The sequence below is a fragment of the Rossellomorea marisflavi genome (genome assembly GCF_001274775.1).
Classification (GTDB): Bacteria; Bacillota; Bacilli; order Bacillales; family Bacillaceae_B; genus Rossellomorea; species Rossellomorea marisflavi.
Map to the genome: position 1 here is coordinate 214,851 of NZ_LGUE01000004.1, position 18,044 is coordinate 232,894.

The 18,044-nt window shown below is 50.0% G+C and carries 24 protein-coding genes; 3 read left to right on the top strand and 21 right to left on the bottom strand.

Features of this window, described 5'->3' with window-relative positions; all coding sequences use genetic code 11:
- Window positions 1-29 precede the first annotated feature (29 nt).
- The 14 genes from AF331_RS10975 to AF331_RS23090 all read right to left on the bottom strand — a co-directional run bounded on the left by AF331_RS10975 (window position 30) and on the right by AF331_RS23090 (window position 10,225).
- Entirely contained in the window at window positions 30-740 is a 711-nt protein-coding gene (locus tag AF331_RS10975; RefSeq protein WP_053428171.1) for an alpha/beta fold hydrolase, read from the bottom strand.
- A gap of 16 nt (window positions 741-756) precedes the next feature.
- Window positions 757-885 (bottom strand): hypothetical protein, encoded by a 129-nt coding sequence (locus AF331_RS23025; RefSeq protein ID WP_268786706.1) that lies wholly within the window; start codon window positions 883-885, stop codon window positions 757-759.
- 46 nt (window positions 886-931) lie between these two features.
- On the bottom strand, window positions 932-2,611 hold the full coding sequence (locus AF331_RS10980; RefSeq protein WP_160316516.1) for a M3 family metallopeptidase: 1,680 nt from the start codon (window positions 2,609-2,611) through the stop codon (window positions 932-934).
- Window positions 2,611-3,180 carry a 2'-5' RNA ligase family protein gene (locus AF331_RS10985; RefSeq protein WP_053428173.1) on the bottom strand — a complete coding sequence of 190 codons (570 nt, stop codon included), beginning with the start codon at window positions 3,178-3,180 and terminating at the stop codon, window positions 2,611-2,613. Before AF331_RS10985 ends, AF331_RS10980 begins: the two co-directional genes overlap by 1 nt.
- Window positions 3,181-3,303: 123 nt before the next feature.
- The gene (locus AF331_RS10990) at window positions 3,304-4,521 is read right to left on the bottom strand and encodes an ABC transporter permease (RefSeq protein WP_327205403.1); all 1,218 of its coding nucleotides are present in this window, start codon (window positions 4,519-4,521) and stop codon (window positions 3,304-3,306) included.
- Window positions 4,505-5,434 carry an ABC transporter ATP-binding protein gene (locus tag AF331_RS10995; protein WP_053428174.1) on the bottom strand — a complete coding sequence of 310 codons (930 nt, stop codon included), beginning with the start codon at window positions 5,432-5,434 and terminating at the stop codon, window positions 4,505-4,507. Before AF331_RS10995 ends, AF331_RS10990 begins: the two co-directional genes overlap by 17 nt.
- Complete coding sequence (locus tag AF331_RS11000) at window positions 5,427-6,302, bottom strand: ABC transporter ATP-binding protein (RefSeq protein ID WP_053428175.1); 876 nt, start codon at window positions 6,300-6,302, stop codon at window positions 5,427-5,429. The genes AF331_RS10995 and AF331_RS11000 overlap by 8 nt, the downstream gene beginning before the upstream one ends.
- Window positions 6,299-6,685 (bottom strand): GntR family transcriptional regulator, encoded by a 387-nt coding sequence (locus AF331_RS11005; RefSeq protein WP_053428176.1) that lies wholly within the window; start codon window positions 6,683-6,685, stop codon window positions 6,299-6,301. Before AF331_RS11005 ends, AF331_RS11000 begins: the two co-directional genes overlap by 4 nt.
- Before the next feature lie 15 nt (window positions 6,686-6,700).
- Window positions 6,701-7,423 carry a hypothetical protein gene (locus tag AF331_RS11010; RefSeq protein WP_053428177.1) on the bottom strand — a complete coding sequence of 241 codons (723 nt, stop codon included), beginning with the start codon at window positions 7,421-7,423 and terminating at the stop codon, window positions 6,701-6,703.
- Between the two features lie 137 nt (window positions 7,424-7,560).
- Complete coding sequence (locus AF331_RS11015) at window positions 7,561-8,094, bottom strand: cysteine hydrolase family protein (protein ID WP_082346947.1); 534 nt, start codon at window positions 8,092-8,094, stop codon at window positions 7,561-7,563.
- The gene (locus AF331_RS11020; protein ID WP_048005153.1) at window positions 8,091-8,561 is read right to left on the bottom strand and encodes a DinB family protein; all 471 of its coding nucleotides are present in this window, start codon (window positions 8,559-8,561) and stop codon (window positions 8,091-8,093) included. The genes AF331_RS11015 and AF331_RS11020 overlap by 4 nt, the downstream gene beginning before the upstream one ends.
- A complete protein-coding gene (locus AF331_RS11025) occupies window positions 8,548-8,958 on the bottom strand; it encodes a nucleoside 2-deoxyribosyltransferase (protein WP_053428933.1) in 411 nt (136 codons plus the stop codon). Before AF331_RS11025 ends, AF331_RS11020 begins: the two co-directional genes overlap by 14 nt.
- 5 nt (window positions 8,959-8,963) lie before the next feature.
- Complete coding sequence (locus tag AF331_RS11030; RefSeq protein ID WP_053428934.1) at window positions 8,964-9,386, bottom strand: GNAT family N-acetyltransferase; 423 nt, start codon at window positions 9,384-9,386, stop codon at window positions 8,964-8,966.
- A gap of 119 nt (window positions 9,387-9,505) precedes the next feature.
- Window positions 9,506-10,225, bottom strand: coding sequence for a nuclear transport factor 2 family protein (locus AF331_RS23090; RefSeq protein WP_327205404.1), 720 nt, complete (start codon window positions 10,223-10,225; stop codon window positions 9,506-9,508).
- Between the two features lie 178 nt (window positions 10,226-10,403).
- Between AF331_RS23090 and AF331_RS11045 the strand changes: the two genes are divergently transcribed.
- Window positions 10,404-11,126, top strand: a complete 723-nt coding sequence (locus AF331_RS11045) for a 3-ketoacyl-ACP reductase (protein ID WP_053428178.1) — start codon at window positions 10,404-10,406, stop codon at window positions 11,124-11,126.
- Window positions 11,127-11,188: 62 nt separating this feature from the next.
- On the top strand, window positions 11,189-11,623 hold the full coding sequence (locus tag AF331_RS11050) for a GNAT family N-acetyltransferase (protein WP_053428179.1): 435 nt from the start codon (window positions 11,189-11,191) through the stop codon (window positions 11,621-11,623).
- A gap of 29 nt (window positions 11,624-11,652) precedes the next feature.
- On the opposite strand, the gene AF331_RS11055 is transcribed toward AF331_RS11050, so the two are convergent.
- From AF331_RS11055 to AF331_RS11075, 5 genes are read right to left on the bottom strand one after another with little or no spacing between them, the layout of a single operon-like run.
- Window positions 11,653-12,642 carry a S66 family peptidase gene (locus tag AF331_RS11055; protein WP_053428180.1) on the bottom strand — a complete coding sequence of 330 codons (990 nt, stop codon included), beginning with the start codon at window positions 12,640-12,642 and terminating at the stop codon, window positions 11,653-11,655.
- The gene (locus AF331_RS11060) at window positions 12,639-13,166 is read right to left on the bottom strand and encodes a DinB family protein (RefSeq protein WP_053428181.1); all 528 of its coding nucleotides are present in this window, start codon (window positions 13,164-13,166) and stop codon (window positions 12,639-12,641) included. The genes AF331_RS11055 and AF331_RS11060 overlap by 4 nt, the downstream gene beginning before the upstream one ends.
- 2 nt (window positions 13,167-13,168) lie before the next feature.
- A complete protein-coding gene (locus tag AF331_RS11065) occupies window positions 13,169-13,789 on the bottom strand; it encodes a class I SAM-dependent methyltransferase (RefSeq protein ID WP_053428182.1) in 621 nt (206 codons plus the stop codon).
- Between the two features lie 60 nt (window positions 13,790-13,849).
- Window positions 13,850-14,401, bottom strand: coding sequence for an ATP-binding protein (locus AF331_RS11070; protein WP_053428183.1), 552 nt, complete (start codon window positions 14,399-14,401; stop codon window positions 13,850-13,852).
- Window positions 14,398-14,823 carry an NUDIX hydrolase gene (locus AF331_RS11075; protein ID WP_053428184.1) on the bottom strand — a complete coding sequence of 142 codons (426 nt, stop codon included), beginning with the start codon at window positions 14,821-14,823 and terminating at the stop codon, window positions 14,398-14,400. Before AF331_RS11075 ends, AF331_RS11070 begins: the two co-directional genes overlap by 4 nt.
- A gap of 155 nt (window positions 14,824-14,978) precedes the next feature.
- On the opposite strand from AF331_RS11075, the gene AF331_RS11080 reads away from it, so the two are divergent.
- Entirely contained in the window at window positions 14,979-15,395 is a 417-nt protein-coding gene (locus AF331_RS11080) for a VOC family protein (protein WP_053428185.1), read from the top strand.
- A gap of 40 nt (window positions 15,396-15,435) precedes the next feature.
- Here AF331_RS11080 and AF331_RS11085 read toward each other — a convergent pair whose 3' ends face one another.
- Both AF331_RS11085 and AF331_RS11090 read right to left on the bottom strand, forming a co-directional pair.
- On the bottom strand, window positions 15,436-16,110 hold the full coding sequence (locus AF331_RS11085) for a response regulator (protein WP_053428186.1): 675 nt from the start codon (window positions 16,108-16,110) through the stop codon (window positions 15,436-15,438).
- On the bottom strand, window positions 16,107-17,693 hold the full coding sequence (locus AF331_RS11090) for an ATP-binding protein (RefSeq protein WP_053428187.1): 1,587 nt from the start codon (window positions 17,691-17,693) through the stop codon (window positions 16,107-16,109). The genes AF331_RS11085 and AF331_RS11090 overlap by 4 nt, the downstream gene beginning before the upstream one ends.
- Between the last annotated feature and the right edge of the window lie 351 nt (window positions 17,694-18,044).

Sequence of the window (18,044 nt, forward strand, 5' to 3'; positions counted from 1 at the left end):
TATCCCATTCTAGCATATGCTTCCTTCTCTTACAGCCCGTCTACGTGAGAAAGGAATTCTTTAAGGATCAAGGAATATACCTGCGGCTGTTCACTGTGGACAAGATGGGCGGCAAACGGGATGACCGCAATCCTCACATCTTTGTCAGCATAATAGAGTGCCCCGTTTCTTTCTGCCGCCTGCCCTTCGCCCACCATATACAGGATGGGTGAATCGATGCCTTCGAAACTTTCTGTTTCTTGGAAAGGATACCAGTCCTCATCCCAGCCGAGTTGAATCAGCTTCCTCCAATTGGATCGATGAAGCCCATCAAAATATTGGCACGCTTCCTGGTTTTCCAACAGCCCTTTTTGCATGTCCACATCTTGACGATGAAGCTCCGACCAGTTACCGGGTTTTTCAGGCGTGATCCCCGACAGGGTGACGCTTTTGATCAGATGGGGATAGCGCTTTGCGAAGAATAGCGCCACGATCCCCCCTAGGGAGCAACCAACCAGATGTACGGCACCCACCTCCAGATGCTCAATCGTCTCGGCAAGATCCTTCGCCGAGTCTTCAAAGAAATTCTCATACTCATCAGAAATGGATGAACCGTGCCCTCTCAGATCGGGGCGGATGACCTGGTGCGTCCCCTTGAAGAAGTCTGCCTGCTGTTCGAAATCGGTCAATCCCATTTGTAAGCCTGTGTGAAGGAATACAAGGGGTGTCCCTTGTCCTGTCATGTCTGTATGTAAAATCATCTTTCCTCTCTCCTCCTTAGCGGATGAATAACCTGGCGAACACCTCGAGCAACCACGACATCATGTCAACGATGACCCAGCGGCTCTTCTCCGGCTTCCTTTCTCCGGAAAAGATGTCGTGCTCGCTCCGCAGCTTCCTTCCCATACAACCACTTCCTTTATTTAGCAGTACAGGAGTAAGTACGTTTGAATCATTGATTTGGTTTCAACTGGCGGGTAGATAGTGCAATGAATGTCTCAATATTTTCCTGAATTCGATCGAGGGCCGATTCCCATACGCATCCGCTGATCAGATGTTTCTGCATGAACTCCTCGACCGTCAGTGATGCGGTGTCCTTCAACATCGCCATTAAGCGTTGCTCCTTATCTTCTGCCTCTTTCAACTGATGATAGATCCCCGTACTGAGCAGGTGGGCCACCGTATATGGGAAGTGGCCGAACGGTTTCCGAGTGATATAAAAATGGCGAAGTGATGCCCAGAAGGTCGGATCAAGAGTCTTCATATCCGGTCCAAATACGTGTTCTTGTGCCTCGGCCATCCACGTGTTCATCCTGCGCGCATCGACTTCACCCATTCGGCGGTTTTCGTACAGCATTTCCTCGAATCGATGGCGGACATGGCTATTGAGGATGGTGCCGATATCCCGGCTGATCTGCTGATCAAGAAGATGCATTTTTTCCATGGGAGAAGCAGATTTCATGGCTTCCTCAATAAGAATCGATTCGAACAAAGTCGAGGCAATTTCCGTGAATGCTTGTGGACAATCCTGAAGAAACATGGGATGGTCCTCTAGAAGATGATAATGGTAGGCGTGGCCAAGCTCATGGGCTAACACACTCACACTCTGAAGGTCGCCTTCATAGCTCATCATGACCCTCGTCTGCCGCGCATTGGGAAAGTGTGCGCAAAAAGCACTGACTACCTTGTGACGGGACGGCGCTGCATCGACCCACTTGTGGTTGAACGCATGCTGGACAAACCGACCGGCATCCTCCGAAAAAGCTCCGATGAGATTCCCGATCAAGATCTTGGCTTCCTCATAAGGGATTGTCCCAAATTCCGTTTCCAAAGGGAGAGGGGCGAATTGATCCGTCCAGTGCAGATCCTTCTCCCCTTGAAGAACCAATTTATGCTGGAGGAACTCGTTGAACATCTCCTTCCGCTCAAGGACAGAGGCCCACATATCATTGACGGACTGTTCCGTGATCCGGTTTGTTTCATAAGTCGACTGAATGGGATCCTCACCCCTGCTGATCCGGAATCCAGAGATGTGATTCAATGCCTTGGCACACCAATGACTGACTTTCTCCCACTCCTTGGTCCATTCCTTGAAGAACTCGACCCTCGATGGCCGATCGTTCGAATAATAGACAAGCCTTACTGCTTCACCGAGGGGAACCTCTTTGCCTTTCCATCTGGGTTTCACTTGTTCCGAAGCCATTCCGTATAGCTCAGCCCAGGCATGGAGACCATCCGCTTCGAGCTCATGGCTCCCAGGAGAGGGCAGACGCCAGGTGGACAGTACGGGCCTGAGGGAAACCAATTCCTCGGAATCGGCCAGTCGACTCCACTCGTCATCCGCTAACTGACGACATTCCCGCTTCACCTCTGACTCGATCTGTTTATAGCGCCCCATCAGCTCTTCTGCCTTCCCGTCCAACTGTTTACCCATCGGATCTTTCTTATCTTTCCAGGTGATGCACACTGCCAGTTCAAGATATTCATAGCATCTCGAATAGATCTCTTGAAGGGTCAAAATTTTTTGTGACAGAACTCCATTCTTCGTAACTTCCTCTAACTCAGATGTAATCCGTGCAATATCCAAGTCCACATCATCGGGTATCAGTGGGTCGAGAGTCCATTCGTCCATCATCCGTTCGTCACCCCACTCTTGGATAATCTCTTTGTATAAATCACAGGAGCCACGAGCTTCCCGTTTTCTTCACCGACTTTCTCGATAATGGCAATGCGGTCAATGGTTCCCGAGATCGGCTCTACATGCTTCTGGCAATAACCGAACACGTCGGACAGGTTTCCTGTAACAGGCTGGTTGGCCAATGTGCAATGGGGAATCCACTGTTCAGGCTCGTATAGCTCGTTGGAAGCCTCTTTGTAGTGGGCAAATGCTTGGTGATAGGCCCCGTGCAGCTTCAATAGATCGGTGGTGATGACCGGAGAGAGGAAGACCGTGTCGTAATTCAGGAACGAGCCCACGGTATTGAAGGTGAGGGCTACCTCTTCCTTCCCTTCACAGTAGGCTTCAAGCTCTGTGATGAACGTCTCCTTGTCCAATTGCTCATAACTTGCTAGAGTCAGATGGGGCTTCCCATCCTTGACTTTATTCACATAATACGAGATGGATTGATCACAGAGCTCCTGCCAGATATCCATCACCTTTTGTTCTGTCTCTTCATCGAATAACGCGACAACCCAATACATGCAAGTACCCCTTCCTCTTTTCCATACATCCCCATTATTTCAAATAATCTGACGTTTGACAATGCAGCATGGGGACGGTTCCTGTGCGTCATTTTTTTGACGCATCGGAACCGTCCCCATGTCTCATGATTTAACCCATTTGATGATTTCTCCGATGCTGGCGTTCTTCCCATAGAGGAGGATGCCGACTTCGAAGATTTTGCCGGCGATCTTGATCATCACCCAGATGCTCAGGATGAGGACTGCGATGGCACCGATGATTTCGAGCCACGGCCATTGATCGAGTAAGGAAAGCCTCAGGATCAGGATGGCCGGTGAGGTGAACGGCACATAGCTGGCAATCGTCGCGATCAATCCATTCGGATCAGAAAGAACCGGTGAAATCAGGATGAACGGGAAGAATGGCAGCATGAGGATCATGCCTTGGAAGTTGCTTGTCGAGCTCATATCCTCCATCGTCGCACCGAGTCCGACAAAGAGAGCTGCGAATAATAGATAGCCAAGGAGCGCAATGAAGACGAGGAGCAACAGCTCAGGAACAAGCAGATAGTCCATGACCGGAAACTCATCGAAGCGGATCGCAATCGCAGGAAGAGCGACGGCAATCCAAAAACCGACCTGCAGGATCCCAAGGAAGAAATATCCGATGATCTTCCCTTGCATCAGCTCACTTGGGGTAAGGGACGACAGGATGATCTCCGACACCTTCTCCTTTTTTTCCTGAGAAGCGCTTTGCACGATCATCATCCCCGTCATGATGATGGAAAACAGGACGAGGCCCGCCGCCGCTCCAGGCACTGCTTTCCGCAGAAAGTCACCTGATCCGTCCTCGCCAGCAAGTTCCTGCGCTGTGAACGAGATATCGGTGGAGACCGCCTGAAGCTGCTCATCCGTGAGTCCTGCCTCCGTCAGCCTAAGATGCTGGAGGGGCTGCGCCAGGATCTGCACGTCCGACGCAAACGAATCAGGGATCTCTTCCGTAGTCAGATAGTTGATCTGACCCTTTTCCACAGCCTCTTTGGTCAAGGGGATATACGCCATATCCTCCTCATCGCGGAAATCCTTCTCCATTTCCTTTTGATCTTTATCCGTCAGCGTCACGCTCCAATCCAGATCCGCCTGCTTCAAAAGCGGTGCCACTTCATCCTTCCAGATCCCCGTATCATCCTTTACATACACATGGACGGGCGTGTCCCCTCCCCCTGCAAATAGGGACGGCAGGACGGCAAAGATAATCGCAATCAATGGTGTGAGGACAAGTGAAATCAGGAAGGATTTGTTCTTGACGTTCCTCTTAAACTCCCATTTGGCTACTTTTAAACTGTTACGCACTTTTTTCACGTTCCTTTCCTTGCTTATCGGTGGCGATATCGATGAAGATCTCATGCAGGGTGATGCGGTCGATCTTCAGTTCATGGATGGTCATGCTCTCAGGAAGCTTACGGATCCAAGACGGGATATGCACATCGGGTTCGAGATAAAGCGTCGACGTCTGTTCCGACTGCTCGATCCTCGACACCTGAGGGATGGTTTCCAGGAGTTCCAGACGATTGACTCCCTGGATCGTGCATTTGAAATTCGCGTATTTCTCCTTCACTTCGTCCATCGTGCCGCTGATCACTTCCCTTCCCTTATGGATCATGATGAGGCGGTCGGCCATTTCTTCCACAAGGTTCATCTGGTGAGCAGACAGGAGGACGGCCATACCACTGCGCGCCAATTCACGGATTTCGTCTTTGAACACTTCCTGACTGACAGGGTCCAGTCCGGAAAACGGTTCGTCCAGGATAAGCAGTTTCGGTTCATGGATGATGGAAGCGATGAACTGCACCTTCTGCCCCATCCCCTTGGACAGCTCCTCGATCGATACCTTGTCTTTCCCTTCAAGTCCGAATTTCTTCAAGTAATGAAGGGCACGCTCCTTGGCTTTCTTGATCGGGTAATCCTTCAGTTCTGCGAAATACAGGAGGATATCCATGATCTTCACATTTTTATAGAGTCCGCGTTCTTCGGGAAGGTAGCCGATGGCATGCTTCGGGATGACTCCTTCTTCTTCTCCGCTGAACTGGATATGACCCTCATCCGGGAAGAGGATCCCCATAATGCTCCGGATGGTCGTTGACTTCCCGGCTCCATTCGGTCCGAGGAGGGCTGTGATCTCCCCTTCCTTCACATCGAAGGACACGCCGTGCAGGACCTGCTGTTTTTTGAACGTTTTCTGGACGTTGCTGACCTTAAGAATGGTTTTAGGCATAATGCTTCACTCCCTTTGTTAATAATTCAGTAACGACCGTTTCCAAATCCGGCACCTGCTCCTCCATGATAGAAATCGAGTGCTGACAGAGGGCATCCCTTGTTTGATCTGGATCATTTGTCAAGATCACCTTGCCGTAAGTCCGTTTCAGTTCACCAGGCAATGGTTCGTCAAAAGGGACAGGTTGATCCAGCCACAAAAGTCGGTGTGAGGCGACCAACTCATCCTTCTCAACCGGCTCCCCCACTTCATCTCCCTCAAAGAAAATCAAGTAGTCTGCGAGCTTCTTCAGATCATCCACATCATGCGTGGCCAATAGGATCGTCTTCTCCCCCGTCTCCATGATTTCGGCAAGAAGATCGATGACGAGCTTACGGGACGGAATGTCCATGGAAGCCGTCGGTTCGTCCAAGAGCATCACGGGCGCATTGCACCCCAAGGTAAGGGCTATGCTCAGCTTCGCCTGCATGCCCGGGCTGAGTTTCTTGCCTTTTTTGTTCAGCGGGATATCCAAGGCTGAAACGACCCGCTGAAATAACGATTCGTCCCAGTCCGGATAGTAGCGGGACATCAGCTGTCGGAGATCTTCACCTGTAAGAAAATCCACTCCATTCATCTGCTGTGACTGATAGGATAGGTGGGATTTCCATTCCTCATCGTCACCATTTACAGGCTTTCCGAAGATCGAGATAGTCCCTTTGTCCGGCTTTACCAGATTCATGATCATCTTGAAGAGCGTGCTCTTCCCCGCTCCGTTCGTTCCTACGAGGGCGCAAATCGTCCCAACCGGGATGGTCAGATGTGGGACGGATACCGTGAGGCCCCCAACGGTTTTCTCTACATCTTGTATGGTGATCGGGTCGTTCATTCCTCTTCCTCCTTTAAAATGGCTTCCATCAGTTCACTGATTTCGCTATTGCTTAATTCATGCTGCCTCGCGATTGTGACGGCTTTTTTCAACGCATCATGGACGGCTTGCGATGCAACCGACTCCTTCTTGCCGGCGTCGATTTCGGCAACGAAGGTCCCCTTCCCCTGCGAGGTGCGGATAAAGCCTTCGTATTCCAGGTTCTGATAGGCCCGCCGGATCGTAATCGAGCTGATTTCTAGATCCTTCGCCAGCACCCGGATCGACGGCAGGGGAGATCCGGCCGCAAGCTGACCGCTTGCAATGAGGGCTTTCAGCTGATGCTCGATCTGATGATAGATCGGTTCCCGCGAATCCTTTGATAATCGGATCGGTATATTCATTGTTTTTCCCCCTGCTTACATATAATCCATTTTGTTCATTTGTTTCAGCGCATGGCGGTATGCCCACCATGTGCTTAGTGTCGGGATGACGATGGCCATCAGGACCATCAGGACCGGATGATCGGCACTAAAGAAAATCGACCATTTCAAGATCCCCGTCTGAAGCACATCTTTCATCAAGAAATACAATGCGGCTGCTCCTCCCACCAGCCAAATAAACGATGTGATGAACCGCTTCTTCGAGATGCGATCACCCATTTCCATGGTGACGGATGCACTGCAGGAAGAAAGGGCTATTCCGGTCCAGAACATGGTCAATACAATCAAGTAGCGAACATTTAATATCTCTTTGAATGCATCAGAGAAATAATAGGTCATGATCATAACACCCACCGTACCAATCGTGATGGGAACATAAAGACAGATGAATCTACTCGTGATGATCACACTCCTTTTGATTGGCAGCTGATTCAATAGCAAAAAGACCGGTGCTGCGTAAAGATCTCCATCAATCCTCCGAGCGAGGCTGTCTTTGGAACGGGACCATGCGGGCATAAAGAAAAGATAAAGAAAAAAGAACAAATCAAACGCAGGTTGAACCGTTCCAAGATACCCCTCCATGATTCCGGAAAAAAAGAATCCATACAGTGCTGCCAGCAACAGCACAACCGGAATATGCTTCACAACATATCTGAAGTCGAATCTTGCCAGCCAAATGCTTTCTTTAATCGTATTCATATCCGAATACCTCCATGTTCAAGTGTTATACTGTGTATATGTATATGCACAGTATAAAAGAAGATACCTTACAAAACAAGATGTTTTTGGAAAATAAAACAATTAAAACCCAATTGAACAAAAAAAGAAGCCATCATTCAGCTTCTTTCATTCTCCCAATATTCAATAATATGACTTGATTGCGCCACATCGGCAAACCACCGCAGGACTCCATTATGATGTTGGATGATGTCTTCTGCTTTCAGGACTCCTGAATCCCAGGTACTATGGGCATCGGAGACGAGCGTCACCTTATACCCCATGCTGAAGGCACGCCTGCACGTCGTATCTACGCACACTTCTGATTGGATACCGGTAAGAAAGAGTTCCTCCACTCCCCGTGTCTGAAGCTGTTCATGAAGATCCGTCTGATGAAAGGAATCAGGGGTCAATTTATGGATGACCGTCCCTCCTTTCACCTGTGGATGGATCTCCCACCCTGATGTCCCATGTTCCAATGGCTTTCCTTCAGGCGCCTCATGCTGGATCAGAAAAACTGGGATGTCCATTGACTCTGCTTTTGCTTTCAGGGTAGTGATTGTCTGCAATAATGCATTTGCATTGTGCACTTGTTCCCCTTCATTGAACATGGCTTGTTGGACGTCTATGATAAGGAGCGCCCGCTTACTCAATCCCAGATTCTCACACGATTGACCCCCGCCGTGCGCAGATAATCGAGAAGTTGACCAGTATGTACAGCCTCATGGTAAGGAATACGGAGAAGCATATCACCCAAGTCCCGAACGTACCCTGATTCACTTCGATCGATGCTGATTTCCTTGAGGTCCTCTTCCGTATAAGAACGGATGGTTTCCAGGAATGCCTCGTGATACCCAGTAGCAAAGGCAAGCTCATCTTCTACATTGGTGTACGGCCGGCTTTCAAACGGCGAGTCGAACGCGTCCAGACTTCCTTTGTTCTTAATGGCTAGGTGGTAGTAATGTTCACTTTCCAGTACATGTCTGATCATTTCAAGCATGCTCATCGCTTCTGCATCCGGTCTCCAATGTAGCTTATCCTCTGGAATGCTCCTCCACACGTTTGTGCTCCTTCTTCTTACTTCCTCGATGTTAAAGATGATCCACTCAATGCTGCTCATATGATGCCTCCTGATATGTGTAATGGTTGTTTATCAATAGTAGAAACTCGTCCAATCCTCCTGTAATGTGCCGGATCTCCGGCAGATGATAAAACGTGGTGCTATCATTCAAAGACAATGGTACTTTCGAATAAAGGTATATGCTTTTTTCCCACGCAAGTGCGATCCCAAGCTCGACATGAGTGCCTTTGCCTCCAGGAAGCAAGACGATCACCACATCCGCCTCCAAGATCGCCCTTTTCTCGTCTTGACCGATACGTTCAAGGTCTTTCGCGGTGCTCGCCCGCTCATTTTGAGTCCAATCATACGTCAGTCGGTGTCCCGCTGCACGAAGAGACTCGGTCACGGCCCTCACCATGGGAATGTTTTTAAAGCTCGACGCCACATAAAATTTCATGGCATTCAATGTCTTTCTTCAAACGTTTTGCGGAAACCGTAGAATGGGCGATAGGATTGTTTCTCGTAAAAGGTCTTTGACGTGGAACTGGCCAGCATCTCCACCCGGGTGCTCGGGTAGAGGGTGTGAACATAGTCCAGGAGTCTCGCTCCGATTCCGCATCCCCTGAAATTCTGGTCAATCAATAGTTCACAGATGAAAAGGGTGATGTGTTGATCCGTCAGCCCGCGGATATACCCGATGATCTCCCCCTCCGATTCAGCCACATAGGCGATCCCGGAATCGAGCCAGGCCTCCTTGGTCAGCTCCCTCTTACTCACAAGATTATTCCACTCTTCCTTTTCATTGAGGCTGTGGATTGCCGGAAAATCTTCTTCCTTGAACTTTCTGAATGTGACTTCACGGTTGTTTTTCAGTGTTAGTTGCATGGTTTTATTCACTCTTCCTGATTTTATTGTTGGAGCCGCTTGAAGACTTGCTTTCTTTTTATAAAAAAGCATCAATACCTTTTTGACTGCACCGTCATGCCGGTCCTCAATTCCTGCAATCACCTTTCCAGCTCAATATGCTCCCTCAACAGCTTCCACCCGTCATCCTCAAGCCGCCAAACCAGCAGGCACTGTGCCGAGTAGGCTATCCCCTGGATCATATTCGTCTCACGCCCTGTTAGCAGGACCTCACCCCCGCCCCTTTCCACCAAGGAGGTGAGGTGAAACTGTTTCTCTCCTCGATCAATCTGACGCAATACGTCATCCAGACCGTAATCATGCCCATAGGGTTCAATGCTTTCAAGACCCGCCTTCGCCCAGTATCCTGTAAATGATTTGGAGAAAAATGCCCGGATTCCTTCACTTCTTTTCGAAGCATATCCTTTTGACCACTCCACAAAATAATCCTCTACAACTTGAATGACCGGGTGCTGATCCTGATGATCCTCAAACAGGCCGATCTTGTTTCCTTCAGGATCTTCAAATGTACACCAAGATGCCGGCACACCGTCTCTTCGCTGTATCGGTTCAATCTCCAGATCAAGTTCAGTCATCAGCCGCCCGCGCTCCTTCTCAACAGACCTCACCCCCATTCGCATCGGACCTCCTCCAGGCTCTCCTTCTGCCAGCTGGAACCAGGAACCCGGGACCAATTCCCATTCGGCAAATCCTTCATGAGGAACGAAGTCCGGTTTACGATTGAACAGTATTTCATACCATGCAAGACCTTCCGAAAAATCCTTTATCCTCATTTGAATGGTCACACTTGAATACGCCATTAAACCACTCCTCCTTTTTAATATTCAACACGCTGCGTATCGAAACAGAAACGTCATACCTTGGCGTGGAGATACCCTGAGTCTGTCTTCAATGCTTCCATTTCAATGGTGATTCCTTGCAAGCCCCTCCCGGACCCCGTACACTGTCCATAAGAACCTATTGAAAGGGGAATCATGCATGGCACAATCTATCGAAGGAAAGATCGCGTATATTACCGGGGCCGGCCGCGGCATCGGAAAAGCAACCGCACTTGAGCTTGCTAAAGCAGGCGTCCATCTCGGACTCATGGCACGAACGGAGTCCGCCCTGGAGGAAACGGCCGAAGAAGCCAGAACCTATGGGGTGAAGGCCGTTACGGCACCTGTTGATATTGCAGACCTCTCAAGCGTCGAAGCAGCTATTTCTTCGCTTCAATCCGCACTCGGTGATGCGGACATCCTGATCAACAATGCGGGAATCGGTGTATACGGAGAGTTCCTTGAACTCGAGCCTGGAGAGTGGAAGCGTGCCTTCGAGGTCAATGTATTCGGCACCTACCACGTGACCCGCACCGTCCTTCCTCAGCTTATCGAGAAAAACGGCGGGGACATCATCATGATCTCATCCAGCAGCGGACTGAAAGGAACAGCGAAAAGCTCTGCTTACTGCGGTTCGAAGTTCGCCCTTCAGGGATTCTCTGAATCTCTCATGCAGGAAGTGCGACCGCATAATATCCGCGTCATGACCTTGAATCCGAGTTTAGTAGCCACAGACCTTACGTTTGGTGATAAGCTCGAAGAAACCGACACGAGTAAATATATGCAGCCCGAAGATCTGGCCGAGCACATGGTATCACTTCTCAAGCTGGACCGCCGCATCTTCATCAAGCAATCCCTTCAGTGGGCGACGAATCCTTTCTGAGTATACAAGCCTAAGCTATTCCGCTATACTCTTAATCATTAGCTCTGAAAGGACTGAAGCCAGTGAACATCAAGAGAATCGTAACAGAAGACGAATTGAAAGAAGCATTCGCCATCCGCAAAGAAGTCTTTATCGATGAACAGGGTACCCCCGATGATGAAGAATACGATGCTTACGACAACCTCGAAGCCGATTGCACCCACATCCTTATTTATCAGGACGGGAAGGCGGTTGGTACGGGTCGCATCCGCACAGTGGAAGGAACCGGGAAACTTGAGCGCATCTGCATCCGTGAGCCATTCAGGAAAGGCGGCGTTGGGCGCCATATCATCCAGGAGCTTGAAGACATCGCATCTGAGCAGGGCCTGAGCCGCGTAAAGCTGCATGGTCAAACCCATGCCGAAGGGTTCTATCATAAGCTTGGATATGTATCCGAGCCCGAGATCTTCTATGAAGCAGACATCCCCCATAAACTGATGAAAAAAGAATTAAAGTGATAAAGGCGCCCACTGGGTGCCTTTTCTTCTTATATCCACTCCTCTACGCACGTCACCGTCTTTTCTCCCGCGTCGAGTCTGATCCGTTTTCCGATTGCCAGAGGATGCATCGGGTGAGTATGACACGTATCGAACTCCGCAAGGACCGGCAGTTCTCTTCCATCGAGCTGCTCCAAGAGGAAATCAAGTGGCTTCTTTCCCGTCCCCCCATCATCGAACTGTTCATGCTTCCCAAGAATGATTCCCGCCGCCTTATCGAACAGTCCATGAACCTTCAGCATGGCAAAATTCTTCTCTACGACAGAGGCATGCTTGCCGCAGTCCTCAATCAGGAGAATGTCCCCTTTTTTCACTTCGGGAAAATACTCTGAGCCGATAAAGCCATACATGGTGCTGACATTGCCGCCCATAAGCCTTCCTTCTGCGCTACCAGGATTTCCTGTCACCCATTCATTCCGGTAGAGCGTCTTATCCGTCGTCTTCTCCGCCCAGTTCACGGGTTCATCCGACCAGAAAGGAGGCATCGGGACTTCATACGGTACGACCGTGTCGTTCATGAAATAGTCTTCAAAAAAACGATAGGTATCATCGACCAAGGGAGGAAACTCTCCAAACGATGGCACAAGGGATGGTCCGTAATAGGTGGTGATCCCTGTTTTCGCATGGATGCCCAACAGGATCGCCGTCGCATCCGAGTAGCCCACCAGAAGCTTCGGATTGTCCTTGAACGCCTCATAATCGATATAGGGGAGCATACTGTTGGAATTCGTCCCCCCAATCACCGACATAATCATGGCAAGGTCAGTGCGTCGCAACAACTCATTCAGTTCATCTGCCCGCTCCTTCGGGGTCCCTGATCGATAATGATCCTGCTTACCCGTCAAGGCACCTTCCACTATGGTAAAGCCCTTCTCTTCCAAAAAGGCCTTTGCCCGCTCAAACCTCACCTTTGAATGCGCCGAAGCAGGCGAGGATGGAGAAAAAATCCCGATCTTATCTCCTTGGTTCAATCTGTTCATGCCTCTCTCTTCCTTTCTTGTTGCAGGGCTTTCCGAATGAGCCGGATCTGCCCTCTATGGTTGATTTCATCCTCCATTACATGGAACCAGATGAAGTAGTGATTCGAAGGGTACCCGTCCCAACGGCACTCCTCATAGAGCCACTCATCCGGTTTATCGGCAAGGACTGTGAGGGTCTTCTGCCGGACACGATGCAATCTTTCGATATAAAAGGAAAGAGGGTGTCCAACGATTTCCTTGCGGCCACGGGCTCCCAGCCCGTATGCCGCGCCCCATTCCTCCATTTCTACTTCATTCGGATTCCGTCCGTCGAAGAATTCAATCTGGAATCCTTTCTCTACGGCGGCCATATGAAGGAGCAATGCCCCGATGGTGTTACCATCTGACGAAAGAAGCCCATCCAGTTCTTCCTGTGTGCACCCTTCGATGGAATCAAGCGTCGTCTTCCGTGCATAGTTTATCTGGGATACCAGATGCCCGATCTGGGAGGCGTACCCTTTTTGTTCCTTTATATAGATGTCCATGATTACCGTGATCTCCGAAGGATGATTCCTTGAAAATCGAGATCCCTGCCCAGCTCTTCTTTTGCCAGGCACCGAAACGATTCGATCTTAAAATGCCGTTCAAGGATCTCTCTCAATCGTTCATTCGTGTAGAGGGCAAAGAATCGTTTAGGCTCATAGAAATCCCCTTCCCATATCCCCTCTGAATCCTTGCCTCCGTAGACACCCATGAAAAAGACCCCGCCTGGCTTCAGTACCCTTTTGATCCCTTCAAGTACGCCGGGAAGTTCATCCTTCGGGCAGTGTAGCAGGCAGTTCATCGCCCATACGGCATCGAACGCTCCATCGGGGAACGTTAACGAATCATAGCTCATGACCTCTGCCTTAAGCCCTTTCTCTTTGCACAGCCGGATTGCTTCCGGTGACAGATCGGTGCTGAACGTATCCAGTCCTGCTTCTTTGAAAACTACGCTATCCTGCCCTGACCCGGCTCCAATCTCAAGGAGTCTGGTCTTATTTTCCCTGATCAGGAGCGACAGGAAGTGGCTGCGCACTTCCGCCTTCCAATCCTCCTTGAGCTCGCGATCCCTGGAGATGGCAGCAGCATTATATGAATCGGTTAATTGATCTTTGATTTTCTGCATGTGTACCTCCTTGTTTTAGAACGTATGTTCTTAATTCTACAGAGATACTTCCGATTCCTTCTATTCTTCTATACTTTTTATCTTTTTTATCGCATCGATTATGCGGATCACCTCCTCTTCACTCCTGATGGTAAGGAGATGATCAGCTTCTCCTTCAGAGGGGCCGTTTCCGTGATAGCCGTTCTGTCTCTGCACCACTTCTTCATATGAAGTGGTGGTCGTCCTAAAGATCGTCGTGCTGCGGCCCGATTCACCGATCCGTTTGAAAAGGACGGAATCGGGGATTTGAAAGTCGACCAGGATCGTCTTGAAGCCTTTCTGTCCAAATCTTGAGAGCAGGTCACGCCTCCCATCCCGGTCCAGATTGGAGTTGCTCAGGATGATATGATGTCCGGTATGCTCGACCGCATGGTTTAAAATGGTCTGTGAAAGAGCCATTTTGAATGTATTTGGGCCCTTCTCGGGGACAAGCTTCCGGTAGTGGGTGTTGATGAACTCTGCCTGAAGATCCTGATCGAGGACGATAAAATCAGGCAGCTCCCTTTCCAGCGTCCGGGCAAAGGTGGTTTTTCCGCTGTGGGTCTTCCCTACGGTAAGGACGGCCAGCCTCATTGATTAAACTCCACGTGGATGGGATGACGGGTGTGCTCCAGCGAATCTTCAATCCGTTGGCGGAAGTTGGAGTGGGTCACCATGCTCAGAGCCACATCCACCGGAAAGAACCCCACTTCCAGGCTCTCCGCGGATGTCGTCGGCTCACCGCCGATGACCTTACCAAGGAAGAGGGTGTTGCAGATCGATTGCTTCACATTCTGATAGATTCCACAAAATTTCACGATTTCGATATCGATACCCGACTCTTCCTTCGTCTCCCGGATGGCTGCGTCCGTCAGGGATTCTCCTTCTTCGACCTGCCCACCCGGCATCTCCCATCCCCTTCGCGGCCCCTTGATCAAAAGGATTTCCCCTTTTTCGTTCAGCACGGTCACGGCCGCAGAAACAATATGCTTGGGTGGTGTGTATGACATTGTCATGATCAATCCCCTTTTCATAAATTATCCAATTCTATTATTTCAGAAAAATCCAGCATACTCAATGCTTTTCAGCCTGCATCCTTTATTGAAGGGATTTCCAGACTCATAGCGAATAGATGATAGAAAGATCTTTTCCAATTAAAGGAGGTGTCAGGATGTTTCGAGTAGGATCCATCTTTATTCCGGTGACGGATTTGGAGCGTTCAATGGCGTGGTATGAGGAGCATCTCGGGGTGAAGAAAATCGACGAGTGGGAAGACGGGGTCGGGTATTGCCTGCCTGACGGGCTCACCCAGCTTGCCCTGGTAAAGGTGGAGTCCCGTCAGGAAACCGAGTTCACGATCAAAGGCGATAGGAAGAATGCGTATTTCAATTTCCTCACGGAGAATATTGAAGCCACTCATGAAGGTTTCAGAAGGCACGGTGTCACGGTCACAGCGATTGAAGATTTCGGGGGTATGAAAGCCTTCGATTTCAACGATCCCGACGGGAACCCGTTCTCCATTGTGGATGAAGTAACCGGAACACCTTTTCACAGCGAGGAAGTACGGAAACTTCAAGGGAAAAGCTAGAACAATAAGAAGGAAGCTTTCCGCGGGAAGAGCTTCCTTCTTATTTTGCCATGAAATATTTACGCTCCGGCCTGCCTACGATTCCGTATTCAAGCTCCGCCGTTCCTTCCCCCGTTGAGACCATGTACTCCAGATACCGCCTCGCCGTTGCACGGGATGCCCCCATCCTGGAGCCCATTTCTTCAGCTGAGATTCCTTTGCCCGTATCCTCCACGATCGCCTTCACCTTACTCAAGGTGAGTGGATCGATCCCCTTCGGCATGCCGCTTCCATTCAGCGGCGTTTGATGCAGACCGAGCAACCGGTCGATGGTGGCCTGGCTGACCTCTTCCTTCTCCTTCAGCATCTCCCTTCTCTTCTGGTACTGCTGCAAGGTGGAGGTGAACCGCTTCAAGGATACGGGCTTGATGATGTAATCAAGAACCCCGTTCCTGAGGGCCGTCGCCACAAGCTCCCGGTCGTTCGCCGCAGTGATCATGATCACATCGACATGGGGGAATTGGCTACGAATCGCCGGCAGGAGATCCGTCCCGAGCTGATCCTGCATGTAGATGTCGAGAAGCAATAGATCCGCTTCCTCTTCTCCCAGCAGGCGGAGGGTTTCCTCCCCGTTCAGGGCCTTCCCGGCAACGGTGACCCCTTCGATCTTCTGGAGGAATCGCTCATGGATGGACGCCACCCTGAAATCATCCTCCGCTATGATCACTTTGATCATCCTTCTTCTCCCCTTTTCTCTTCTTTTGGAATGAACACGGTAAAGACCGTCCCTCCGCTTTTCGGTACATGAAGCTCAATCGTTCCGCCAAGCCTTGTGACCGTCTCCTTCACCAGCGTCAATCCCACTCCCCGGTTCTTCCCCTGTTTCGAAGAGATCCCACGCTGGAATACATCCACATCGTCAGGGATCCCGGCTCCGGTATCGGCGACTTCGAACACAATATCCTTCCCGATATCGGTGGTAAAGAAAGTGACTTCCCTCGTCTCCTTGTGAGCAACGGCATCAAAGGCATTATCCATGATGTTTCCCAGTATGGTGATTAGGTCACTCATGGCAACCCTTTTTGGTAACGGTTTCAAAAAGCTGGTTGGATCGATGCTGAACGTCACTTTATATTCAGATGCCTTCCCGATCTTTCCTAATAGGATGGCCTGCACCTTGCGATCATGGATCTGTTCGAACACGATCCGGTTCTGGCTTCCATGCACGTCGGCCTCTGAGTGGATGAGATCGATGGCCTCCTCATATTCCTCCAACTGCAGAAGGCCCGAGATGGCATACAGCTTATTGGTGAACTCATGGGTCTGGGCACGAAGATCTTCAGAATACTGCCGGACCTCTGAGAGGGTATTGATCATTTCCGTCACTTCCGTCTTCTCACGGAAGCTCGCCACTGCTCCGACAATCCCGTTCTTATCCATGATCGGTGTCCGGTTGACGATTACCACTTTTCCGTTCAGGAGCATTTCCTGATCGTTTTCATAAATATCGTTCCGCTGGATATCATACATTTCCGTATTCGGTATCACTTCCTGTACCGGCACCTGGGTCTTCCGCCCACTCACACCAAGGAGCTTCCTCGCAGAGTTATTCATCATCGTGATCAACCCCTTCTCATCCACGGCGATGATCCCTTCTTTTATGGAAAGGAGGATGGCATTCCGCTCCCGGTACAGAGCCGCAATCTCCTTCGGCTCCAACCCGTGTGTATCGCGGCGGATATTTTTCGCCAGAAGGACCGCCCCCACGGCTCCTGCCACCAATACGAGAATCGAGACGATCCCATACGTACGGAGCTTGTGAATGAACAGCGTGTGAATATCCTCCTCGAGGAAGCCGACGGACACGAGCCCGATGATCTTCCCGTTATCATCAAAAATCGGCGCCTTTCCGCGCAGGGACGGACCCATGGAACCGACGGCCTTGGACGTATAATACTCTCCATTGATGAGGGCCCGGTCATTATCCCCTCCCACCATCCGCTTGCCGATCTTCTCTTGCTGCGTATGGGAATAGCGAATGCTGTCCTTATTCCCTACCACGATGAACTCCGCCCCCACCTGCTCCTTCATCTGGATCGTCATGGGCTGGATGATCTTCGCTGGATCCTCTGTATGAAACGCTTCCCGGATACCAGGGATAAGGGACACCGTCGTCGCCACCTGCAGGGCCAACTGACCAACTTCCTGCTCCGTTTCCTTTGATTCAAAATAAGCAAACGTGCCGCTCAAGAGAAGGATGACCGATGACAGCAACGTCAGGATCAAGACCAGAAGCTTTGTCTGCAGCGATACATTCATCCCACTGACCTCCCCGGTCTCATTTCTTTCATTTTAGAAGGACGTCCGCCGTTTGGCAATATAATTTCTGAATATTCAGATGTAACGAGTGATCCCTTATATTTTCAAACTAAAGAAGGGGACACGCTGGTCATTTAGACTAAGAAAGATTGAAATAAAAGTGACAGCTGAGACTAAATGACAGCTCAAACCTAAATAGTGCCACTACATAGGTCCTCGATTCCCGTTTCAAAGCAAGAGACGGAAGAAGTTGAATGCATCATATTGATACAGGATAAATAAATAAAATTTCCCATCAAGAGGGTTAAATCCATAAACTGGAGGGTAATGGTATTTCAGGTGACAAAAGAC